The organism is Candidatus Schekmanbacteria bacterium (genome assembly GCA_016219965.1).
Taxonomy (GTDB): domain Bacteria; phylum Schekmanbacteria; class GWA2-38-11; order GWA2-38-11; family J061; genus JACRJM01.
This window is the reverse complement of the sequence record JACRJM010000015.1, coordinates 101,423-117,972: the sequence shown is the minus strand read 5'-3', so window position 1 is coordinate 117,972 and position 16,550 is coordinate 101,423. Positions and strand designations below refer to the sequence as shown.

Here is a 16,550-nt window from a genome sequence, read left to right as displayed (position 1 = left end):
TAAATCTGTTTCAGAAATCAGAGTTTGAGAGTGAACTTTTATGGGGCACTTTCGCGTTGTGTGGAATGATCGTTCCCGGAAGAATCGTGTTGCTTGCCCCGATGATCGCACCATCCCCGATAAATGCGCCGAGCTTCTGGAGTTTGCTGTCAACCTTCTTCCCTTTTATCATGGTATTAATGGTTTCCCTGTTAATGTCCCTGTTGACAGTTACAACGCATGGGCTTATGTCAACCCCTTCTCCGACTACACTGTCGCCTATGAAGGAAAGCCTTCCTATGTTGGCCCTCTCAAATATGATGCTGTTTTTAATCTCAACTCCGAACCCCACAAGGCTCTCCGCACCCAATGAAGTGTATTCCCTTATAAGCGCATTGTTCCCTACAAATGAATTCTTACCCACATAGCATGGCCCGTTTATGGTTGCTCCCGCTTTCACGACAACGCCGTCCTCTATTACAACAGGTCCATTGATCGTTACGTTGTTCTCAAACTTGGCAGTATTGGATATTACAGTCTTGTCTATCTCTTTCATGCATATCTTGTTGGCATCGATTATGTTCCAGGGATAACCAATGTCTATCCAGTCGTCTTCATATATGGACGCATGGAGCCCATTATTCTGAAGAAGTTTCTCAAAGGCATCCTCCATCTTTCCCCCAACATCTTTCAGGATATCAAAGAAGCTCACAGGCAGCACGAACACACCTGCAAGAATATAATTGCCTAATCTATCATGGTCAGGCTTTTCAATTATGCGGGTTATCTGCACCTCGTCGTTCATGTAGATGTTCCCATATTCTCCCGGAGCAGGAGGGATACATATTGTTGCCACAGCCGCTTTGAGGGAATTGAAGGACATTAAAGTTGGAAGGAAGATGTTTGACGAGAAAACTATGTCGCCGTAAACAAGAAGAAAATATCCCCCCTCTGAGAACCTGTCCGATGCAGAGAGAACTGCTCCCCCTATACCCTTCTTTTTATCCTGCTCAGCATAGCTTAAAGACATTCCCCATTTTTCACCCCTGCCGAAGTGGTTCTTTATCATTTCCTTCTGGTGATCAACAACCATAATACAATCGCTTACGCCGGCATCTTTCAAGCCCCTGATTATGTATTCAAGGATAGGCTTACCGCATATGTTTATCATCGATTTCGCGCGGGTTTCAGTTATGGGGTTTAGATTGCTCCCTCTGCCTCCTGCAAGTATAACTGCCTTCATTTAAATTTCCCTCCTAATGGGAATACTAAATTATCCTTAAATTATCTTTCTATTAGTCCAATTGTCAATGTCTGAGTTGTACTTGGTAATGAAATCGTCATGTGGTATGATATACTCATCAAAAACAATCTGCTGTTATTATTATGAAAAAAAGATACGGATTTCTTAAATATTTTTTTCTACTGCTTTTTTCAATCGCTCTTTTCTCATCATGCGGGCCGACGCTTGACGAGCAGAGGCGGGCAATGAAGACGACCATGGACTCTTATATTAATACGCCTTACAGATACGGCGGCACATCACAGAACGGAATAGACTGCTCGGCATTTACACAGAAAGTCTATGCCAGCGCAGGCGTAAGCATACCAAGGACTACGGCAGAGCAGTTCAAGGCAGGCAAAGAGGTTGAAGACAAGGATTATCTCTTCGGAGATCTTCTTTTCTTTGACACGTCGGTAAAAACCGAAAACCATTCATGCTGCCTTATGCCATTTTTCTTTTTTTTCGGAAGCAGTACAAAGCCATCGGCACCCGGTCATGTGGGGATCTACAGCGAAAGAGGGGAATTTTATCATGCCTCAAAATCGCGCGGAGTAACCAGAGACAGCTTATATGATTATTACTGGGAAAAAACTTTTTTAGGGGCCCGCAGGATTTTAAAGGAGGCAGCTGACTGAGCCGTTCCCGAATATCTTTTCAACATCAGCTATGAGCTTGTCTGTAAGTTTCACTCTTGCTTTATCATCGAGTTTGAGATTGACTACAAGACCCTCTCTTGTATGGACAGTGAAGAGCACCCGGCATCCTCCGCTCCCCTGATGAGAAAGGATATCCTTCAATGCCTTGACATCTTCCTTCCTGAGCCCGGCAGAATTTATTTCTATCGATATCTTTTCAGTGAACTCTTCGCGCACCCTTTCAATGGGGATTATCTTCTCTGCGATGATGCCAAACACTCCATTCCTGTCCTGGAGCCTCCCTTTGAGAAAAACAAGCCTGTCCTTCTGCAGGAGAGTCGAAGCCTCTCTGAACGCATCTGCAAAAACTGTTACCTCGACTTTTCCGTTGAGGTCCTCGAGCTCCAAGAAAGCCATATCATCGCCTTTGCGGTTCTTTATGGATTTCACGTTTTTCAAGCATCCTCCTACATGCACTACCTTCCCATCCTGCATATTGGAGTTCTGTACATGATGCGAAGCACCGCCTGCATTATTTAATACCTCCGCTTCAACAGCAGCAGTATCCTCTTCTTTTTCATCCAGACCGGAAAATGCGGAGAGATCAAAATCAGCATATCTCTTTAAAAGTTCTTCATAACGGGCAAGCGGATGGCTTGTGAGATAAAATCCTAAAAGCTCTTTCTCGCGGGTGAGCAGTTCATGTTCTTCCCATTCTGGCATGTTTGGAAGTTTTTTGAATATACCCTCTGAAATAGTTCCTTCGCCTCCAAAAAGGCTGATCTGTCCCGCAGCAAGCTCCTCCTTTGCCTTCTGGGCTTCTTCAAGAACCCCGTCAAGCCCTGCCATCATGGCGCTGCGCGGCATCTTAAAACAGTCGAATGCGCCGCACTGTATGAGGCTCTCAACTACACGCTTGTTCATGACACGAAGGTCTACCCTCTCGCAGAGATCAAATATGTCTCTAAACCCTGCGCCGCTCTCCCTTGCTGCAACAACGGAATCTATTGCCTGCATACCGACGTTCTTTACCCCTGTGAGTCCGTAGCGAATAGAACCATTTTCAATGGTGAATTCTCCCATGCTGTGGTTGATGTCGGGAGGGAGTATGTTCATCCCCATCTCCCTGCATTCATTGATATACTTTACGAGTTTGTCTGTATTGTTTATGTCGCTTGTCATAAGCGATGCCATGAATTCCTGCGGATAGTGGTGCTTTAAATATGATGTGCGGTATGTGAGCACTGCATAAGCCGCGCTGTGGGATTTGTTAAAGCCGTAACCGGAGAATTTCTCTATAAGGTCGAATATTCGCTGTGCGACCTTTTTGTCCACCTTTCTTTCTGCAGCGCCATCAACGAACTTCTTTGCCTGCGTAGCCATAAGTTCCTGATTCTTCTTTCCCATGGCTTTGCGGAGAATGTCTGCTTCCGCAAGCGAGAATCCGCTGAGAACATTTGCGATCTTCATCGCCTGTTCCTGATAGAGGATAACACCGTAAGTTTCCTTCAATATCTCGGCAAGCAGAGGGTGCTCATACTTTGCTTCTTTTCTGCCATGCTTGACAGCGATAAAGTCGTCAACCATCCCGCTTTCCAGCGGACCGGGACGGTAAATAGCGATAAGCGCGACAATATCCTCGAAGACGGTAGGCTTTATCTTCCTCAGCACATCGCGCATCCCCGAACTTTCAAGCTGGAATATTCCTGCTGTCTTTCCTTCCCAGAGGAAGCTGTAAACTTCAGGGTCATCAAGGGGGATGGTATCCAGTTGAAGTGTAATCCCTCTCGTCTTCTTTATGAGTTTTACTGCCTTGTCGAGGACTGTGAGAGTTTTAAGGCCGAGGAAATCCATCTTGAGAAGCCCGATGCTTTCAATGTCCTTCATATCGTATTGCGTAAGGACTTCTCCGTTATTCCCTTCGCCCTGTTTCTGGTCAATGTTCCTTGCAAGCGGAGTAAAATTTGCAAGCGGCTCAGGCGATATCACGACACCTGCGGCATGGGTTGACATCTGCCTGCTCAAACCTTCAAGGGTCATAGCTACATTGAAAAGGTCCTTTACCTCTTCCCGTTCATCAATGAGGACCTTAAGGCGCGGTTCTTTCTCTATTGCCCTTGAAAGAGTTATACCGAGTTCATTAGGAATAAGTTTCGCGATGGCATCGACATCCCCGTAGCTCATTCCCTTCACCCTTCCTATATCCCTTATAACCGCCTTTGCCTTCATGGTGCCGAAAGTGATTATCTGCCCTACGTTCTCAGAGCCATATTTTTTCCTTACATAGGATATGACCTCTTCCCGGCGCGCTTCGCAAAAGTCCACGTCTATATCAGGCATGCTCTTTCTCTCAGGATTTAAAAACCTCTCGAAAAGCAGTCCGTAACGGATGGGGTCTATATCCGAGATACCCAGAGAGTATGCAGTCAGACTTCCGGCGGCAGAGCCCCTTCCCGGTCCTACCGGTATATTGTTCTGTTTTGCATAGTTTATAAAATCCCATACTATGAGAAAGTAGCCCTCAAAGCCCTGGTACTCAATTACCTTGAGTTCCATTTCAAGACGGGCGAGATACTCTTCCCTTTTTTTCTTTGATTCGTCATTTCCTTCAGGCTTCAAGTTCATGACGCTGAACCTTTTTTCAAGCCCATCCCTTGCAAGTTTTTCAAGATACTGTTTCAGGTCCATTCCCTCAGGAGGAACATACATGGGAAGAAGCGTTTTCCCGAAACCGAGCTGGAGATTGCACTTTTCAGCTATCTCGACAGTATTGTGCAGAGCTTCCTCATATCCTCTGAATGCTTCCCGCATCTCGTGTGGAGTTTTAAAATAGAACTCCCCTGTCTGGAACCTGAACCTTTTTTCATCGTTCATGGTACTCTTCGTGCCTATGCAGAGGAGCATCTCATGGGCACGCACATCTTCGCGTTTAAGATAATGACAGTCATTGGTCGCAACTATCGGTACTGAAAGTTTCCTTGCTGTCTCAATGAGAAGCCTGTTTGCTTCCTTCTGCCTCTCGATAGCATTATCCATGAGTTCGATGTAGAAGTCTCCCTTGCCGAAAACATCGTTGAAAAAACCTATCGTTTTCTCCGCTTCCTCGGTCTGGCCTGAAAGAAGGAGCGACGGTATCTCGCCGTGAAGACAGGCAGACAGCCCTATCAAACCTTCGCTGTGGCGCGAAAGGATTTCCTTGTCAATCCTCGGTTTGTAGTAAAACCCCTCAGTGTAGCCCGCTGAAACAAGCTTAAGGAGGTTGTGATAGCCTTTGCTGTCCTTGGCAAGAAGTATGAGATGATAATAGTTTTGCCCTTCCCCTTTTCTTGGCGATTTATCGAAACGGCTCCCGGGCGCCACATAGACTTCGCAGCCCACTATGGGCTTAATCCCTTTAGCCATGCACTTCTGATAGAATTTTATCACCCCAAACATATTGCCGTGGTCAGTTATCGCGATGGCAGGCATCTTAAGGGATATGGCGGTATCAATAAGATTTTCTATCTTCAGCGCACCGTCAAGGAGGCTGTACTGCGTATGGTTGTGCAGATGCACAAAATCAATATGGTCCATCATGGCCGATCAAATGATGTTAAACTTTCTTAGCTTCATTCCAGAATTTATCCATCTCTTCAAGGGACATTCCTTCAAGTTCTTTCCCCTCTTCCCCTGCCTTCTCTTCTATATATTGGAAACGCTTGATGAATTTCATGCATGTCTTTTTCAGGGCCTCTTCAGGATGGAGACCGTAAAACCTTGCAACATTGACAATGCTGAAGAGTATGTCTCCAAGCTCCTCCTCCATGTCAACGGGATTCATCTTGGCAACCGACTGTTCAAACTCTTTTATCTCTTCAAGGAGTTTATCCTGCGCCCCCTCTACGTTCTCCCAGTCAAATCCTACACGCGCGACTCTTTTTTGAAGCGTGAATGCGAAAAGCAGTGAAGGAAGGGAACGCGGTATGCCTTCAAGCACGGATGCCTTCCCGTCGCTATTCTTCTCATTCTTTTTTATGGTCTCCCAGTTTGCCAGCACTTCCTTGGGTGTGGAAAGCTTGAGGTCGTCAAATACGTGAGGATGACGTCTTACGAGTTTTTCGTTAAGATTTTTTAAAACATCATCAATTGTGAATTTGTCCTCCTCAGAAGCTATCTGCGAATGGAAAACAACCTGAAGGAGAAGGTCGCCGAGCTCTTCCTTTAATTTGTGAGGGCTGCCGCTGTCAATCGCTTCCAGCACCTCATAGGCCTCTTCCACAAGATAGGGTTTTAAAGAGGTAGTTGTCTGCTCTTTGTCCCACGGGCATCCTTCCGGGCTTCTCAACTTCTCCATTATTTCAACTGTCCTGTCAAAACTTCTATTATTTTTTTCCATAAGTTTTATTGGTATTTATTGGTAAAGGTAATTTCATTTTTATTACCAGAGAAAAGTCATTTGCGCAAGGCAGATAAAATAATATATGAAAATGATTTTTCACGCATTTTATGGTAAATATTAGATATGAAGAAAAAATTTTACAAAGGCGAAAAAGTGAGCTTCGTACATGAGGGAACTCCATACAGGGGTGTAGTTGCAGGCGTGAGTGGCAAGAAGCGCTCCATCGCGACAGATACCGGGAAAAAGCTTGCCATATTCGTGGAGCTTCTGAAAAAGGCAAAGGATTCAGTGCTCATCCTTGAATCAAGACTCGACCGGAGTCTTCGCTCTGAAAGGATTTACGGAGAGATGATGGCGCAGGCACTGCACGCTTACAATATTGATGTGATCTATGAAAGGGTTCACACACGATATGGATTTACCCGTTTTTTAAAGGAGGAGATCAACAGGAACAAGAGTTTGAGGATAATCCATATAATGTCTCACGGAAGGATAAATCTTAAAAAAAAGACTACCAAGCTTCACTTCACATTCGAGTCCCTGGATCTTGACAGGGATGCACATGTATTTAAAGATCTTCTTGAAGGGAAGATTCTGATTTTTTCATCCTGCGAGGTAGGCAACAACACAGAGCTTTTAAAAAAAATATTGAAAATCAGCAAAGCCCAGGCGATTTTCGCTTACAGGGTGGAGGTTGAAGACTGGTACACGAATATCGTGGAGTTCCTTCTCTATGACCGGATATTCAACACAATCTGGTCTCCCGGCAAGATCGCAGAAAGAGTCACATCCGCTCTTAAGACAGCAGGCATCCAGCCAGAAGCTGCTTCCAGCATAAAACGTCCCGTCCTTGTCTGTGTGACAAAGAACGGGGTTTATCCAAGACGATAGGGTTTTTTACTTTGCCTGTTCTATCGCGTTCTGCAGGTCCCTCTTATGTTCTTCTTCCTGGATAAGTATATCTTCGAGAATTCTGCGAAGCCCGTACTCCCTTAACTGTTCAGCCTCGTAAATGCGCTCCTTGTAACGTTCAACTGCATGTATTTCCCCGGCAAGGTCCTGTCTAAGCATCTCAAGGCTCTTCTTTGAAACCTTTACATCCTTTATTTTGACGCTTGGGAATCCGCCCAGCGAGACAATCTGCGTTGAAAGCAACACCGCATGATTATGCTCTTCCGTTGCATGAATCAGAAGTTCCTTCTGTATCGCATCATATTGCGCCCCGGCTATAAGTGAGGCGTGTTGTATATATTGTATAAGAGCTTGATATTCCCATTCAATGTCGTCATTCAGCTTTGCAATCATTTTTTCCAGGGTAATCTTCATATTCCTCGTTCCTTTCATTGTTTTCTGTTCACCACTAACGATAAAATTTATAAACTCATTTTTAATTAATCATTTATTGCTTTTTTTATTTAACTGGACAAGATTTTTTTCATGATATTACCCTTATAATTGAAAAAAGTTTAATATATCTATAAGTTAAATTTCTATGAAGATAGCCATTATTTCAGACATACATGCAAATCTCGAAGCATTTGAATCTGTACTTGCAGAGATAGACAGCATTGCCCCTGACGAAATCTACTGCCTGGGGGATATCGTTGGCTACAACGCCAATCCCAACGAATGCGTTGAATTGATAAGAAAAAGGAACATCCCATCAATCATGGGCAACCATGACAGAGTTGCCTGCGGACTGGAAGAACCTCTCTTCTTTAACACATCCGCAAAAAAGGCTATTCTATGGACAAGAGGAAAACTCAATGAAGACAATAGAAAGTTTTTGCGTGAGCTTCCTCAAAATCTATCCCTGAAAGGTATTGTTCTTCTTGTCCACGGCTCGCCGCGCGATCCTGATGAATACATATATAGTGAGACAACTGCATCAAACTGTTTAAACTATATGGAAAACAATAACCCTGCGGTAAAGGTATGTTTTTTCGGACACACACATTACAGGAACATATTCTTTTCAGAAAAGTATGAGGCCCAAAAAGAAAGTATCAGGATGTTCAAGCTTAATCCTTACGGGAAATATCTTGTAAATCCGGGCAGTGTGGGCCAGCCGCGGGACGGCGACTCTGCCGCATCATTTATCACTTATGACGAGGCAACATTTGCAGTAACCTACCATCCGGTAAAATATGATATAGAAAAAACAGCCGGCAAGGTACGGCAGGAGGACCTGCCGGAATCGCTTGCAGAAAGGCTCTTTCATGGACGTTAAGCTTGGACATTAAGCATGGACGTTAAAAAGCAGGACTCAGATAAAGACAGGCTTACATTCTTCTTAGCCGGAATAATACAGGGCTCAATAAGTGAGAAAAAAATACATCCGCAGGATTACAGGCGCAGCATAAAACAGACAATAAAGAAACATTTCCCTAACTCTCATATTATTTGTCCTATCGAACAGCATCCGGACTCGATAAATTACAGCTATGAAAAAGGGAACAGGACTTTTTTAGAACTTGTTGAAACTGCCTCGGGTGCAGACGTCCTTGTAGCATACCTTCCTGAAGCAAGTATGGGAACAGGTATTGAGATGTGGGAAGCTAAGAAATGCGGCAAAATAATAATAGCCGTTTCCCCTTTAGCTGAAAACTGGGTAGTAAAATTTCTCGCTGATGCAGTATGCAGTTCAGTTGATGAGCTTGAGAAATATCTTGGCGGAACCAAATTTGCGAAGCTGTTAAATAAAATCCCCTGACGCAGAAGTAATTCTGATTATTCCGTTTCTTCTTTAGCAACCTCAATATTCTTTTCCATCTAAAACTATACAGGCTATAATTTATATTTGCTGTAATTCCTTAAATTAATGCCTGTTCATAGCTTTTAAAAATAAAATGCATATTGAGGTTGACGACGTTTAAATTATTTACTATCGAAACAAAGGTGACTTAATTGGTAATTAATAAACTGACCGCATCAGTACTGCATTTACGCTGCATTTTTATCTGAGCAGTGAATTGTTGTATTTTTTTTTAAAAGCATTTTTAACATCAAAGGAGGATAGATGAAAAGAAAAGCTATAGTCATCTCGGTATGTCTCACATTAGTTGGTTTATGCAGTTCTGCATTTGGGGAAAGTTCGTATCTCACAGCATGGAAGACGAAATATCCGACATCAACAGCTGCCACTAACATCAGTGCCACCACTTCATCTCAATGTGTTTTATGTCATTTTAATGGAACCAAATCAACCTTTAACGCCTATGGTTGGGCTGTAAGGGCTCAATTGGGAGGCGCTACAGGTGTTAACAGCGCAACAATTACAGCAGCATTCGTTGCAGTAGAGGCTCTTAATTCTGACGGGGATCCTACCGGCTGGTCGAATTGGCAGGAGATAGTCACATATAATACACAGCCTGGCTGGAGAACCGGAGCAAACAATACAAACTATAACAAAAGCGGGGCCACTACAACCGGACAAAACCCAATCACTTTAGTAGCAGGCACCCTGGATCCGGTAACAACTTCTGTGGAACTGTTATACTTCAAAGCAAAATCTCAGAAAAACAATATCGCATTAAAATGGAAGACAGCGTCTGAGATAAACAATGAAGGATTTAATATCTGGCGTTCCGGGGAGAAGTCCGGCGAATATACTAAAATAAATGATGCGCTTATTCCTGCCAACGGAAGTAATTCCGGCGCAACATATAAGTACAAAGACAAAACTGTTAAAAAAAGAAAAACTTATTTTTACAAACTGGAAACTATAGATAACAATTCCAATAGTGAGTTATTTGACCCTGTCAAAGCAAAGTCTAAATAATAAGTAATTTTTATACCAGGAACATAACATCCCTCGCCTGAGCACACGGTTCAGGCGAGGAGTTTGTTTGAAATGTTATCGGGAAAATGACCCTTTTCCTTTTTTGCTGCTATTGATGATTTTGTTGAGACATACAATCTTCTTCTTGCAGACATTTATTTCTTTCTCGTACTTTTGCCTGAGCTTTAGCTTTTCCGTAACTTCATACACGTCTTCATTTGGTATTTGCTTGCTTACAAACTTATGTCCCTCACGATGCTTGATGGAAACATAACAATGCTCTTTTCCCCTGTATATCTTTTTGCGCCTGACAATCTCACCTTTAGGAAGCTTTGACACAGCCTTCTCAAGGCTGTCCAGCATCTCTTTACAGCGCTTTAGCTCATCACGCGGCGCCCCGCTCACAACCACATCTTTCTCAATCTCTTTCATGATTTTATATTATATATTGTTTTTAACATTTTCATACATTTCGTTTGGATCTGATTAATGATTAGACCTTAATCCTGATGTATGACTAGTGTAGTGATAATTGACAAGGGATATTAAAGAAACTGTGGCAATTGTAATAACACTTAATAATTTTATAAGGGTTAAAAACTTTTCTTATCTTCTTATTGCCGAAAGCAACTGTTTCTCTTGAGAAAGTAACATTTAAACCTGTGACTCCTTTTAATATTTCTTTAACCTCGTAGAATTCATATATTTTTCTTTCTTGAAGCAACGGATAAAATTAATAGATATATATATTGCAAATTCTTTCTAAACTATTTTACAATTTAAAAAAAGGAGAAAAATTGGCTAGTGCAAATCAACTTAAGGCTTTATTAAAAAGCTATGCAGATGGTGACCACGAACATTTTTTTGCCATTGCTATGCAGGTGGCTGCACATGAGGCAAAACTTGGACATAGCAAACTTGCTCATGATTTGAAAAACATAATAGATGATGCCAAAGTTAATCAGCAAAAAGATCGACTAATAAAAAAACCAATTCCAATAGCAAGCCCGCGTGGTGATCTCTCAACGCTTCTATCAATCTCATATTCCAAAATTCGTATTTCAGATATGATTCTTAGCGAAGATCTTTCTGCCCGTTTGTCTCGAATAGTCAAAGAGCAGCGACAGCTCTCAAAATTACGTGCACATGGACTTTCTCCAAGACGAAAGCTTCTTTTAATAGGGCCACCTGGAACAGGGAAAACCATGTCAGCCTCCGCATTAGCCGGGGAATTTTCTCTTCCTCTATTTGAAATCCGTCTCGAAGGGCTTATAACAAAATACATGGGAGAAACAGCGGCAAAACTTAGGCTGGTATTTGATGCAATAACAGAAACACGTGGTGTTTATCTTTTCGATGAATTTGATTCAATCGGTTCTCAGCGGAAAATCACAAATGATGTAGGTGAAATTCGCAGGGTTCTTAACAGTTTTTTGCAATTTATAGAACAAGATGAATCTGATAGTCTAATTCTTGCAGCAACTAACCATATTGAAATCCTTGACCATGCTCTTTTCAGACGCTTCGATGACGTTATTCAATACACCCTCCCAAATAAAAAGCTGATTATTGATACGCTTAAAGCAAGACTAGCTTCTTATATTAAAAACAATATTGACTGGCAAAAACTCGCTGATTTTTCGTCAGGACTTAGCTATGCTGAAATTACAAGAGCCTGTGAAGATGCAGTCAAGGAAAATATAATCGACGATCGAAAAAACCTTGAGACTAATGATGTCATACGTTCTATTTCTGAACGTAAATCACTAATACATAAGTAAATTTTTTATGTCCGATAAAGATTCCACTAAACTTCCTCATTTGATACTAAAAAACACAGCTATTACAGAACAGTACACCTCTCGAACAACTGGGAGTGATATTTTCAAATTGCCAAACAGAAAGAGAAAAGAGCATGGAACATTCTTAAAAAACCGCCTTGAACTTATTATAGAAGAACAGCAACTCAAAATTGAGAAAAAGGCCTTCGGTATTGATGCTGGGAATGGAATTTACCTTCAGTTTGAAAGTGAATCTAACTTTCCACTAAAAATTGATAGTCTTGAATATTTACGTAATGGAATTGAACTCTGTGCAACAAAAGAAATTGAGGGGAAGACATATGCTGTTGTTTTTGTTCCAGAAGGGAAACTTGCATATTTCGTTAAGCGTGTTGATAAATATCTAAATGAAAATAGGAAAAATACGGATCACCCCAAAAACCAGAACTTGATTGATAGTATTTCCGACATTCACAGAGCAGCCCTTAAAGCTTTATGGATGGATAAAGAAGAAGATTTTCCTTCTGAAGATCAGGATATTTGGTGGGAGGTATGGCTACGGGGTAAAAGCGATAAGCAGAAAAAATTAGATTATTTTAAAGAATACGCAGAAAAGATAGGTATTCGCGTCGGCAATGAACACATCGCATTTCCCGAACGGTTAATTATACTCGCTTATGGGAATAGAGAACAAATGAGCAAATCTATTGACTTGCTTAATTGTATAGCCGAGCTTCGTAAAGCTAAAGAAACTGCAGATTTTTTCATGAACATATCATCATATGATCAAGCTAAATGGGTAGAAGAAGTATTATCGCGAATAAAATTACCGCCAAATAATGCGCCTGCTGTTTGTATTTTAGATACAGGGATAAATAATGGACATCCATTGATTAAGCCTGCCTTGAATCTAGTTGATATGCATTCTTACCATTCTAATTGGAATGTTGCAGATCATCATGGGCATGGAACGGAAATGGCAGGTCTTGCTATTTATGGAGACCTCCTGTCTGTGTTGTTGTCAAATGAACCAATACAATTAACACATTTACTTGAATCTGTTAAAATCCTTCCACCGAGTGGACAAAACGATCCGAAGCTGTATGGCTGTGTTACAGCTGAGTCAGTTGCCCGTGCTGAAATTGCAGCCCCAGAACGAAATCGCACTTTATGCATGGCTGTAGCAACAGAAGATTTCAGGGATCGTGGCAAACCATCTTCTTGGTCGGCAGCTGTGGATTCTTTGTGTTCAGGAGCTGATGACAATAATCAACGTTTATTCATAATATCTGCAGGAAATACAAATGAAAACATGTGTATCCACTATCCTAACTATAACATGCTCGATGAAATTCATGATCCTGGACAATCATGGAATGCATTAACTGTTGGGGCGTATACTGAAAAATCGAACATAGATCAAAGCCTATATCCAAATTTTATTCCCGTAGCTCAAGCAGGTGATTTAAATCCAATAAGTTGCACGTCAATGACATGGGAAAAACAATGGCCGATTAAACCAGAGATTGTGCTTGAAGGCGGCAATAAAGCTATTAATCATACAACTAAAATTGTTGAGAATCCTGATAGTCTTCGTTTGCTATCAACTTATTATTTACCACTTGTGAAACAATTCAGCACGACTGGAGAAACAAGTGCAGCTACAGCACTTGCTTCGCGAATAGCTGCAACAATACAAGCATATTATCCTAAACTATGGCCTGAGACAATTCGAGCGCTGTTGATTCATTCAGCAAAATGGACAGAGCCTATGAAGGCTCGGTTTAATTCATCAACGCGACGCAATGATGCTGAAAACCTTCTAAGATATTGCGGATATGGTGTTCCGGATCTTAAGGAGGCTCTATGGAGTGCAAGGAATTCACTAACGTTAATAGTACAAGATGCACTTCAACCATTCGACAAGCAAGATAATTTTTACAAAACAAGAGACATGCATCTTCATAGGATTCCCTGGCCTAAAGAAATCTTGCAAAGTCTTGGAAGCACAAAAGTCGATATGAGAGTAACCCTTTCTTATTACATAGAACCAAATCCGGGAAGTAGAGGATGGAAAGGGCGTTATAGATATGCTTCGCATCAACTACGATTTGATGTAAAAACAGCTTCTGAAAATGAAACACAATTTAGGAAGCGCATAAACAAAGCATCACGAGATGAAGAAGAAGGAAAAACATCTGATAGTGATATAAAAGATTGGCAGCTTGGAAGTGTACGTAACAGAGGTTCTATCCATTCTGACTGGTGGAGTGGAACAGCTGCCGATCTTGCTTCAAGAGGACTTATAGCAGTATATCCCATTATCGGATGGTGGCGTGAACGACATCAACTTGGAAAATGGAATAAGAAAGCAAGATACGCTCTTGTAATTACGATAAAAACCCCAGAAACATCAATGGATATCTATACAGAAGTTGCAAATAAACTAGAAATACCAATACAGATTTCAATTTGAAATTATAAAAAATAATACAACCACAAAGTTTATTACTTTTAAAGTACTTTTAGAAAATAAAAATTATTAACAGATTTACTACTGAGATCGCCATGCTCCCTCGGTCGCTCTCGACCACAAGAAGATAATAATTTGACACTAACGTGGATAGTACTTATTTTTCCGCAAATGCGAGATTTGTGCGTCAGGCGAGGAAGTGGACAACGAGCAAAGCGGAGCATACTTTTTCTGTATGTGAGCATTTGAGAGTTGGCCGCTGACGAAGCATCACGCCAAAGCTCGCATTTGCCCACTGCCCAAGCTAGTACTTTACTGAAACCAGAACCAACCCCTGCGCCGGCGCCGTCGGCCCCGCCGCCCTCCTATCCCTGGCCTCTAGAATCTCTATAATCTGCTCCGGTTTCATCTTTCCGATTCCTACCTGCACCAGTGTCCCCACCATGTTCCTCACCATCTGTTTCATAAAAGCACTGCCTTCCACAACAAATTTAATGAACCCGTCTTCTTTTTTTATTGTAAACAAATCTATCCTGCGGATGGGAGATGATGAATCACACCCTGAAGCGCGGAAGCTCGAGAAGTCCTTTTCACCTTTGAGGAAAAGGGCACATCTGTTTATCTCTGCAATATCAAGTGGCGGATGATAATGCCATGAGTATCTGCTGTAAAAGGGAGTTTTATAGTCCCTGTTCCAGATAAAATAATTATAGACCTTCCCCTTAGAATTATACCGGGAGTGAAAATCTTTATCTACTTCCTCAGCAGTTTGTATGGAAATGTCGTGCGGAAGAATTGCATTAAGTCCACGTCTTAAAGTCTGCACATCAACATTTCTGTCAATGTTGAAGTTTGCTATCTGTCCTCGCGCATGAACGCCGGCATCAGTCCGTGAAGCACCTATCAGCTTTACTTCCCTCTGGAAAATCTGACCTATGGCAACAGTAATTTCCCCTTCAATGGTTTTATCGCTTGGCTGTATCTGCCAGCCAGAATAATCGGTACCATCATACTGGATTTTCAGCCTTATGTTGGTCATTGTTCCGCAAGCCTCTCTATTATCTTTTCTTGAAAGCGCATTTTATCAAATTTCAGTTTGGAAGTCTTTTTACCATCTATGAATACTACTGGAACTTCAGTTTCGTATTTCCCAAGTTTTTCGCTGTCATAGGTAATATCAGTGACTTTCATTTTAAATGGGTAACGCGCCAATATGTCAGAAAGCTCATTTTTTGCCTCATCGCAAAGACAACAGTCTTTCTTGGAATATATCTCAACGATGGGAAGATTTTCAAATTCAGCACGCCTTATCCCTTTTTTATGTTTCCTCCTGAAATTATGCATCCAAGCCCACTGCTCAGGGTGGGATTTTATCTCAGACTCCACTTCTTCAAGGAAACGCGCGGCGTTTAAATATAAGGCACAGTCCCTGTTATTTGAGCTTACAACTTTGATAGGATGGCGGAATTTGACTTTAAATTTTCCATTTTTCCTCATAGCATATCCAAAAAGAACAGGCGCATCTGACCTCATGGCAAAAATCGAAGGGCCGGAAGGCGTACTTGTCTCGCCGCCAAGAAATGGAACTGCTATCCCTCCTTTTTTAGCGTAATGGTCAACGAGGAACCCGAGAGGCTGACCTTTCTTCAAAGCATCGAGCGCACTCTTCATAACCTCTTTTTCCTTCCCTCTTCTCCTCACTATCACATGCACTCCGCTTGATTCCCTTATCTCCGTTATCATTTTATCAATCCATGGATTTGAATAGTGCTGCGCAATGACTGTTGTTGGGAAACCCCTTACAGACATTACAGCCTGAAAAAACTCCCAGTTTCCCAGATGACCTGTGATAACAACCAATCCTTTCCCTTCTTTCATCGCAGTTTTGAAAACATCAAGGTTTTCAAACTCAGCCATGTTCTTGATATCTTCTTTGGACATCCGCGGAAGATGCAAGGCTTCAAGTACATTCATCCCCATGCTCCGGAATGATGCACGGGCAATTCTGTCCGCTTTCTCAGCCGTTATACCGGGGAAGGCAGTTTCGATATTTGAAAGAGCTGTAAGTCTCGCACTTCGCATAAGATAAAAGCATGCGGTTCCTGCAAATTTCCCAATAAGGCTCTTCACCCCAAAAGGGAGAAAATAGATAGCGCCGTAAAGCCCTCTCACGAGAATATAGACAAAGTATCTGCGTATGTTTTTTATGGTCTTTGATTTACTCATCAGTTTTGCAAT

14 protein-coding genes are annotated in these 16,550 nt (G+C 41.9%); 7 read left to right on the top strand and 7 right to left on the bottom strand.

Going from position 1 to position 16,550, the window contains the following annotated elements:
* Positions 1–10 precede the first annotated feature (10 nt).
* Positions 11–1,222, bottom strand: a complete 1,212-nt coding sequence (locus HZA77_13900; protein MBI5376523.1) for an NTP transferase domain-containing protein — start codon at positions 1,220–1,222, stop codon at positions 11–13.
* A 143-nt stretch (positions 1,223–1,365) separates the two neighbouring features.
* On the opposite strand from HZA77_13900, the gene HZA77_13895 reads away from it, so the two are divergent.
* A complete protein-coding gene (locus tag HZA77_13895) occupies positions 1,366–1,899 on the top strand; it encodes a C40 family peptidase (GenBank protein MBI5376522.1) in 534 nt (177 codons plus the stop codon).
* Here the strand turns inward: HZA77_13895 and dnaE are convergent.
* Both dnaE and mazG read right to left on the bottom strand, forming a co-directional pair.
* Positions 1,879–5,463, bottom strand: a complete 3,585-nt coding sequence (dnaE, locus tag HZA77_13890; GenBank protein ID MBI5376521.1) for a DNA polymerase III subunit alpha — start codon at positions 5,461–5,463, stop codon at positions 1,879–1,881. The genes HZA77_13895 and dnaE overlap by 21 nt on opposite strands.
* Before the next feature lie 28 nt (positions 5,464–5,491).
* A complete protein-coding gene (gene mazG, locus HZA77_13885; protein ID MBI5376520.1) occupies positions 5,492–6,274 on the bottom strand; it encodes a nucleoside triphosphate pyrophosphohydrolase in 783 nt (260 codons plus the stop codon).
* Between the two features lie 126 nt (positions 6,275–6,400).
* On the opposite strand from mazG, the gene HZA77_13880 reads away from it, so the two are divergent.
* The gene (locus HZA77_13880; GenBank protein ID MBI5376519.1) at positions 6,401–7,168 is read left to right on the top strand and encodes a hypothetical protein; all 768 of its coding nucleotides are present in this window, start codon (positions 6,401–6,403) and stop codon (positions 7,166–7,168) included.
* A 6-nt stretch (positions 7,169–7,174) separates the two neighbouring features.
* Here the strand turns inward: HZA77_13880 and HZA77_13875 are convergent, their stop codons facing one another.
* The gene (locus HZA77_13875; protein ID MBI5376518.1) at positions 7,175–7,603 is read right to left on the bottom strand and encodes a ferritin-like domain-containing protein; all 429 of its coding nucleotides are present in this window, start codon (positions 7,601–7,603) and stop codon (positions 7,175–7,177) included.
* A 166-nt stretch (positions 7,604–7,769) separates the two neighbouring features.
* Between HZA77_13875 and HZA77_13870 the strand changes: the two genes are divergently transcribed.
* The 3 genes from HZA77_13870 to HZA77_13860 all read left to right on the top strand — a co-directional run bounded on the left by HZA77_13870 (position 7,770) and on the right by HZA77_13860 (position 10,058).
* Positions 7,770–8,507: a metallophosphoesterase family protein gene (locus HZA77_13870; protein ID MBI5376517.1), complete on the top strand. Its 738-nt coding sequence runs from the start codon at positions 7,770–7,772 to the stop codon at positions 8,505–8,507.
* A gap of 15 nt (positions 8,508–8,522) precedes the next feature.
* Entirely contained in the window at positions 8,523–8,990 is a 468-nt protein-coding gene (locus HZA77_13865) for a hypothetical protein (GenBank protein MBI5376516.1), read from the top strand.
* Positions 8,991–9,296: 306 nt separating this feature from the next.
* Complete coding sequence (locus tag HZA77_13860) at positions 9,297–10,058, top strand: hypothetical protein (GenBank protein ID MBI5376515.1); 762 nt, start codon at positions 9,297–9,299, stop codon at positions 10,056–10,058.
* 75 nt (positions 10,059–10,133) lie between these two features.
* On the opposite strand, the gene HZA77_13855 is transcribed toward HZA77_13860, so the two are convergent.
* Positions 10,134–10,490 carry a hypothetical protein gene (locus HZA77_13855; protein ID MBI5376514.1) on the bottom strand — a complete coding sequence of 119 codons (357 nt, stop codon included), beginning with the start codon at positions 10,488–10,490 and terminating at the stop codon, positions 10,134–10,136.
* A gap of 365 nt (positions 10,491–10,855) precedes the next feature.
* On the opposite strand from HZA77_13855, the gene HZA77_13850 reads away from it, so the two are divergent.
* Both HZA77_13850 and HZA77_13845 read left to right on the top strand, forming a co-directional pair.
* Entirely contained in the window at positions 10,856–11,839 is a 984-nt protein-coding gene (locus HZA77_13850) for an ATP-binding protein (GenBank protein ID MBI5376513.1), read from the top strand.
* A gap of 7 nt (positions 11,840–11,846) precedes the next feature.
* Complete coding sequence (locus HZA77_13845; protein ID MBI5376512.1) at positions 11,847–14,315, top strand: S8 family peptidase; 2,469 nt, start codon at positions 11,847–11,849, stop codon at positions 14,313–14,315.
* A gap of 301 nt (positions 14,316–14,616) precedes the next feature.
* Here HZA77_13845 and truA read toward each other — a convergent pair whose 3' ends face one another.
* Together truA and HZA77_13835 are read right to left on the bottom strand one after the other, a co-directional pair.
* Complete coding sequence (gene truA, locus HZA77_13840; GenBank protein ID MBI5376511.1) at positions 14,617–15,351, bottom strand: tRNA pseudouridine(38-40) synthase TruA; 735 nt, start codon at positions 15,349–15,351, stop codon at positions 14,617–14,619.
* Positions 15,348–16,538 (bottom strand): glutaredoxin family protein, encoded by a 1,191-nt coding sequence (locus HZA77_13835; GenBank protein ID MBI5376510.1) that lies wholly within the window; start codon positions 16,536–16,538, stop codon positions 15,348–15,350. The genes truA and HZA77_13835 overlap by 4 nt, the downstream gene beginning before the upstream one ends.
* Between the last annotated feature and the right edge of the window lie 12 nt (positions 16,539–16,550).

What these genes read in the sequence shown, in the direction of transcription:
- HZA77_13870 (MBI5376517.1), top strand. Translation starts at nt 7,770, where the DNA reads ATGAAGATAGCCATTATTTCAGACATACATGCAAATCTCGAAGCATTT.
- HZA77_13835 (MBI5376510.1), bottom strand. Translation starts at nt 16,538, where the DNA reads ATGAGTAAATCAAAGACCATAAAAAACATACGCAGATACTTTGTCTAT.
- HZA77_13845 (MBI5376512.1), top strand. Translation starts at nt 11,847, where the DNA reads ATGTCCGATAAAGATTCCACTAAACTTCCTCATTTGATACTAAAAAAC.
- HZA77_13895 (MBI5376522.1), top strand. Translation starts at nt 1,366, where the DNA reads ATGAAAAAAAGATACGGATTTCTTAAATATTTTTTTCTACTGCTTTTT.
- HZA77_13860 (MBI5376515.1), top strand. Translation starts at nt 9,297, where the DNA reads ATGAAAAGAAAAGCTATAGTCATCTCGGTATGTCTCACATTAGTTGGT.
- truA (MBI5376511.1), bottom strand. Translation starts at nt 15,351, where the DNA reads ATGACCAACATAAGGCTGAAAATCCAGTATGATGGTACCGATTATTCT.
- HZA77_13880 (MBI5376519.1), top strand. Translation starts at nt 6,401, where the DNA reads ATGAAGAAAAAATTTTACAAAGGCGAAAAAGTGAGCTTCGTACATGAG.
- mazG (MBI5376520.1), bottom strand. Translation starts at nt 6,274, where the DNA reads ATGGAAAAAAATAATAGAAGTTTTGACAGGACAGTTGAAATAATGGAG.
- HZA77_13865 (MBI5376516.1), top strand. Translation starts at nt 8,523, where the DNA reads ATGGACGTTAAAAAGCAGGACTCAGATAAAGACAGGCTTACATTCTTC.
- HZA77_13900 (MBI5376523.1), bottom strand. Translation starts at nt 1,222, where the DNA reads ATGAAGGCAGTTATACTTGCAGGAGGCAGAGGGAGCAATCTAAACCCC.
- HZA77_13875 (MBI5376518.1), bottom strand. Translation starts at nt 7,603, where the DNA reads ATGAAGATTACCCTGGAAAAAATGATTGCAAAGCTGAATGACGACATT.
- HZA77_13855 (MBI5376514.1), bottom strand. Translation starts at nt 10,490, where the DNA reads ATGAAAGAGATTGAGAAAGATGTGGTTGTGAGCGGGGCGCCGCGTGAT.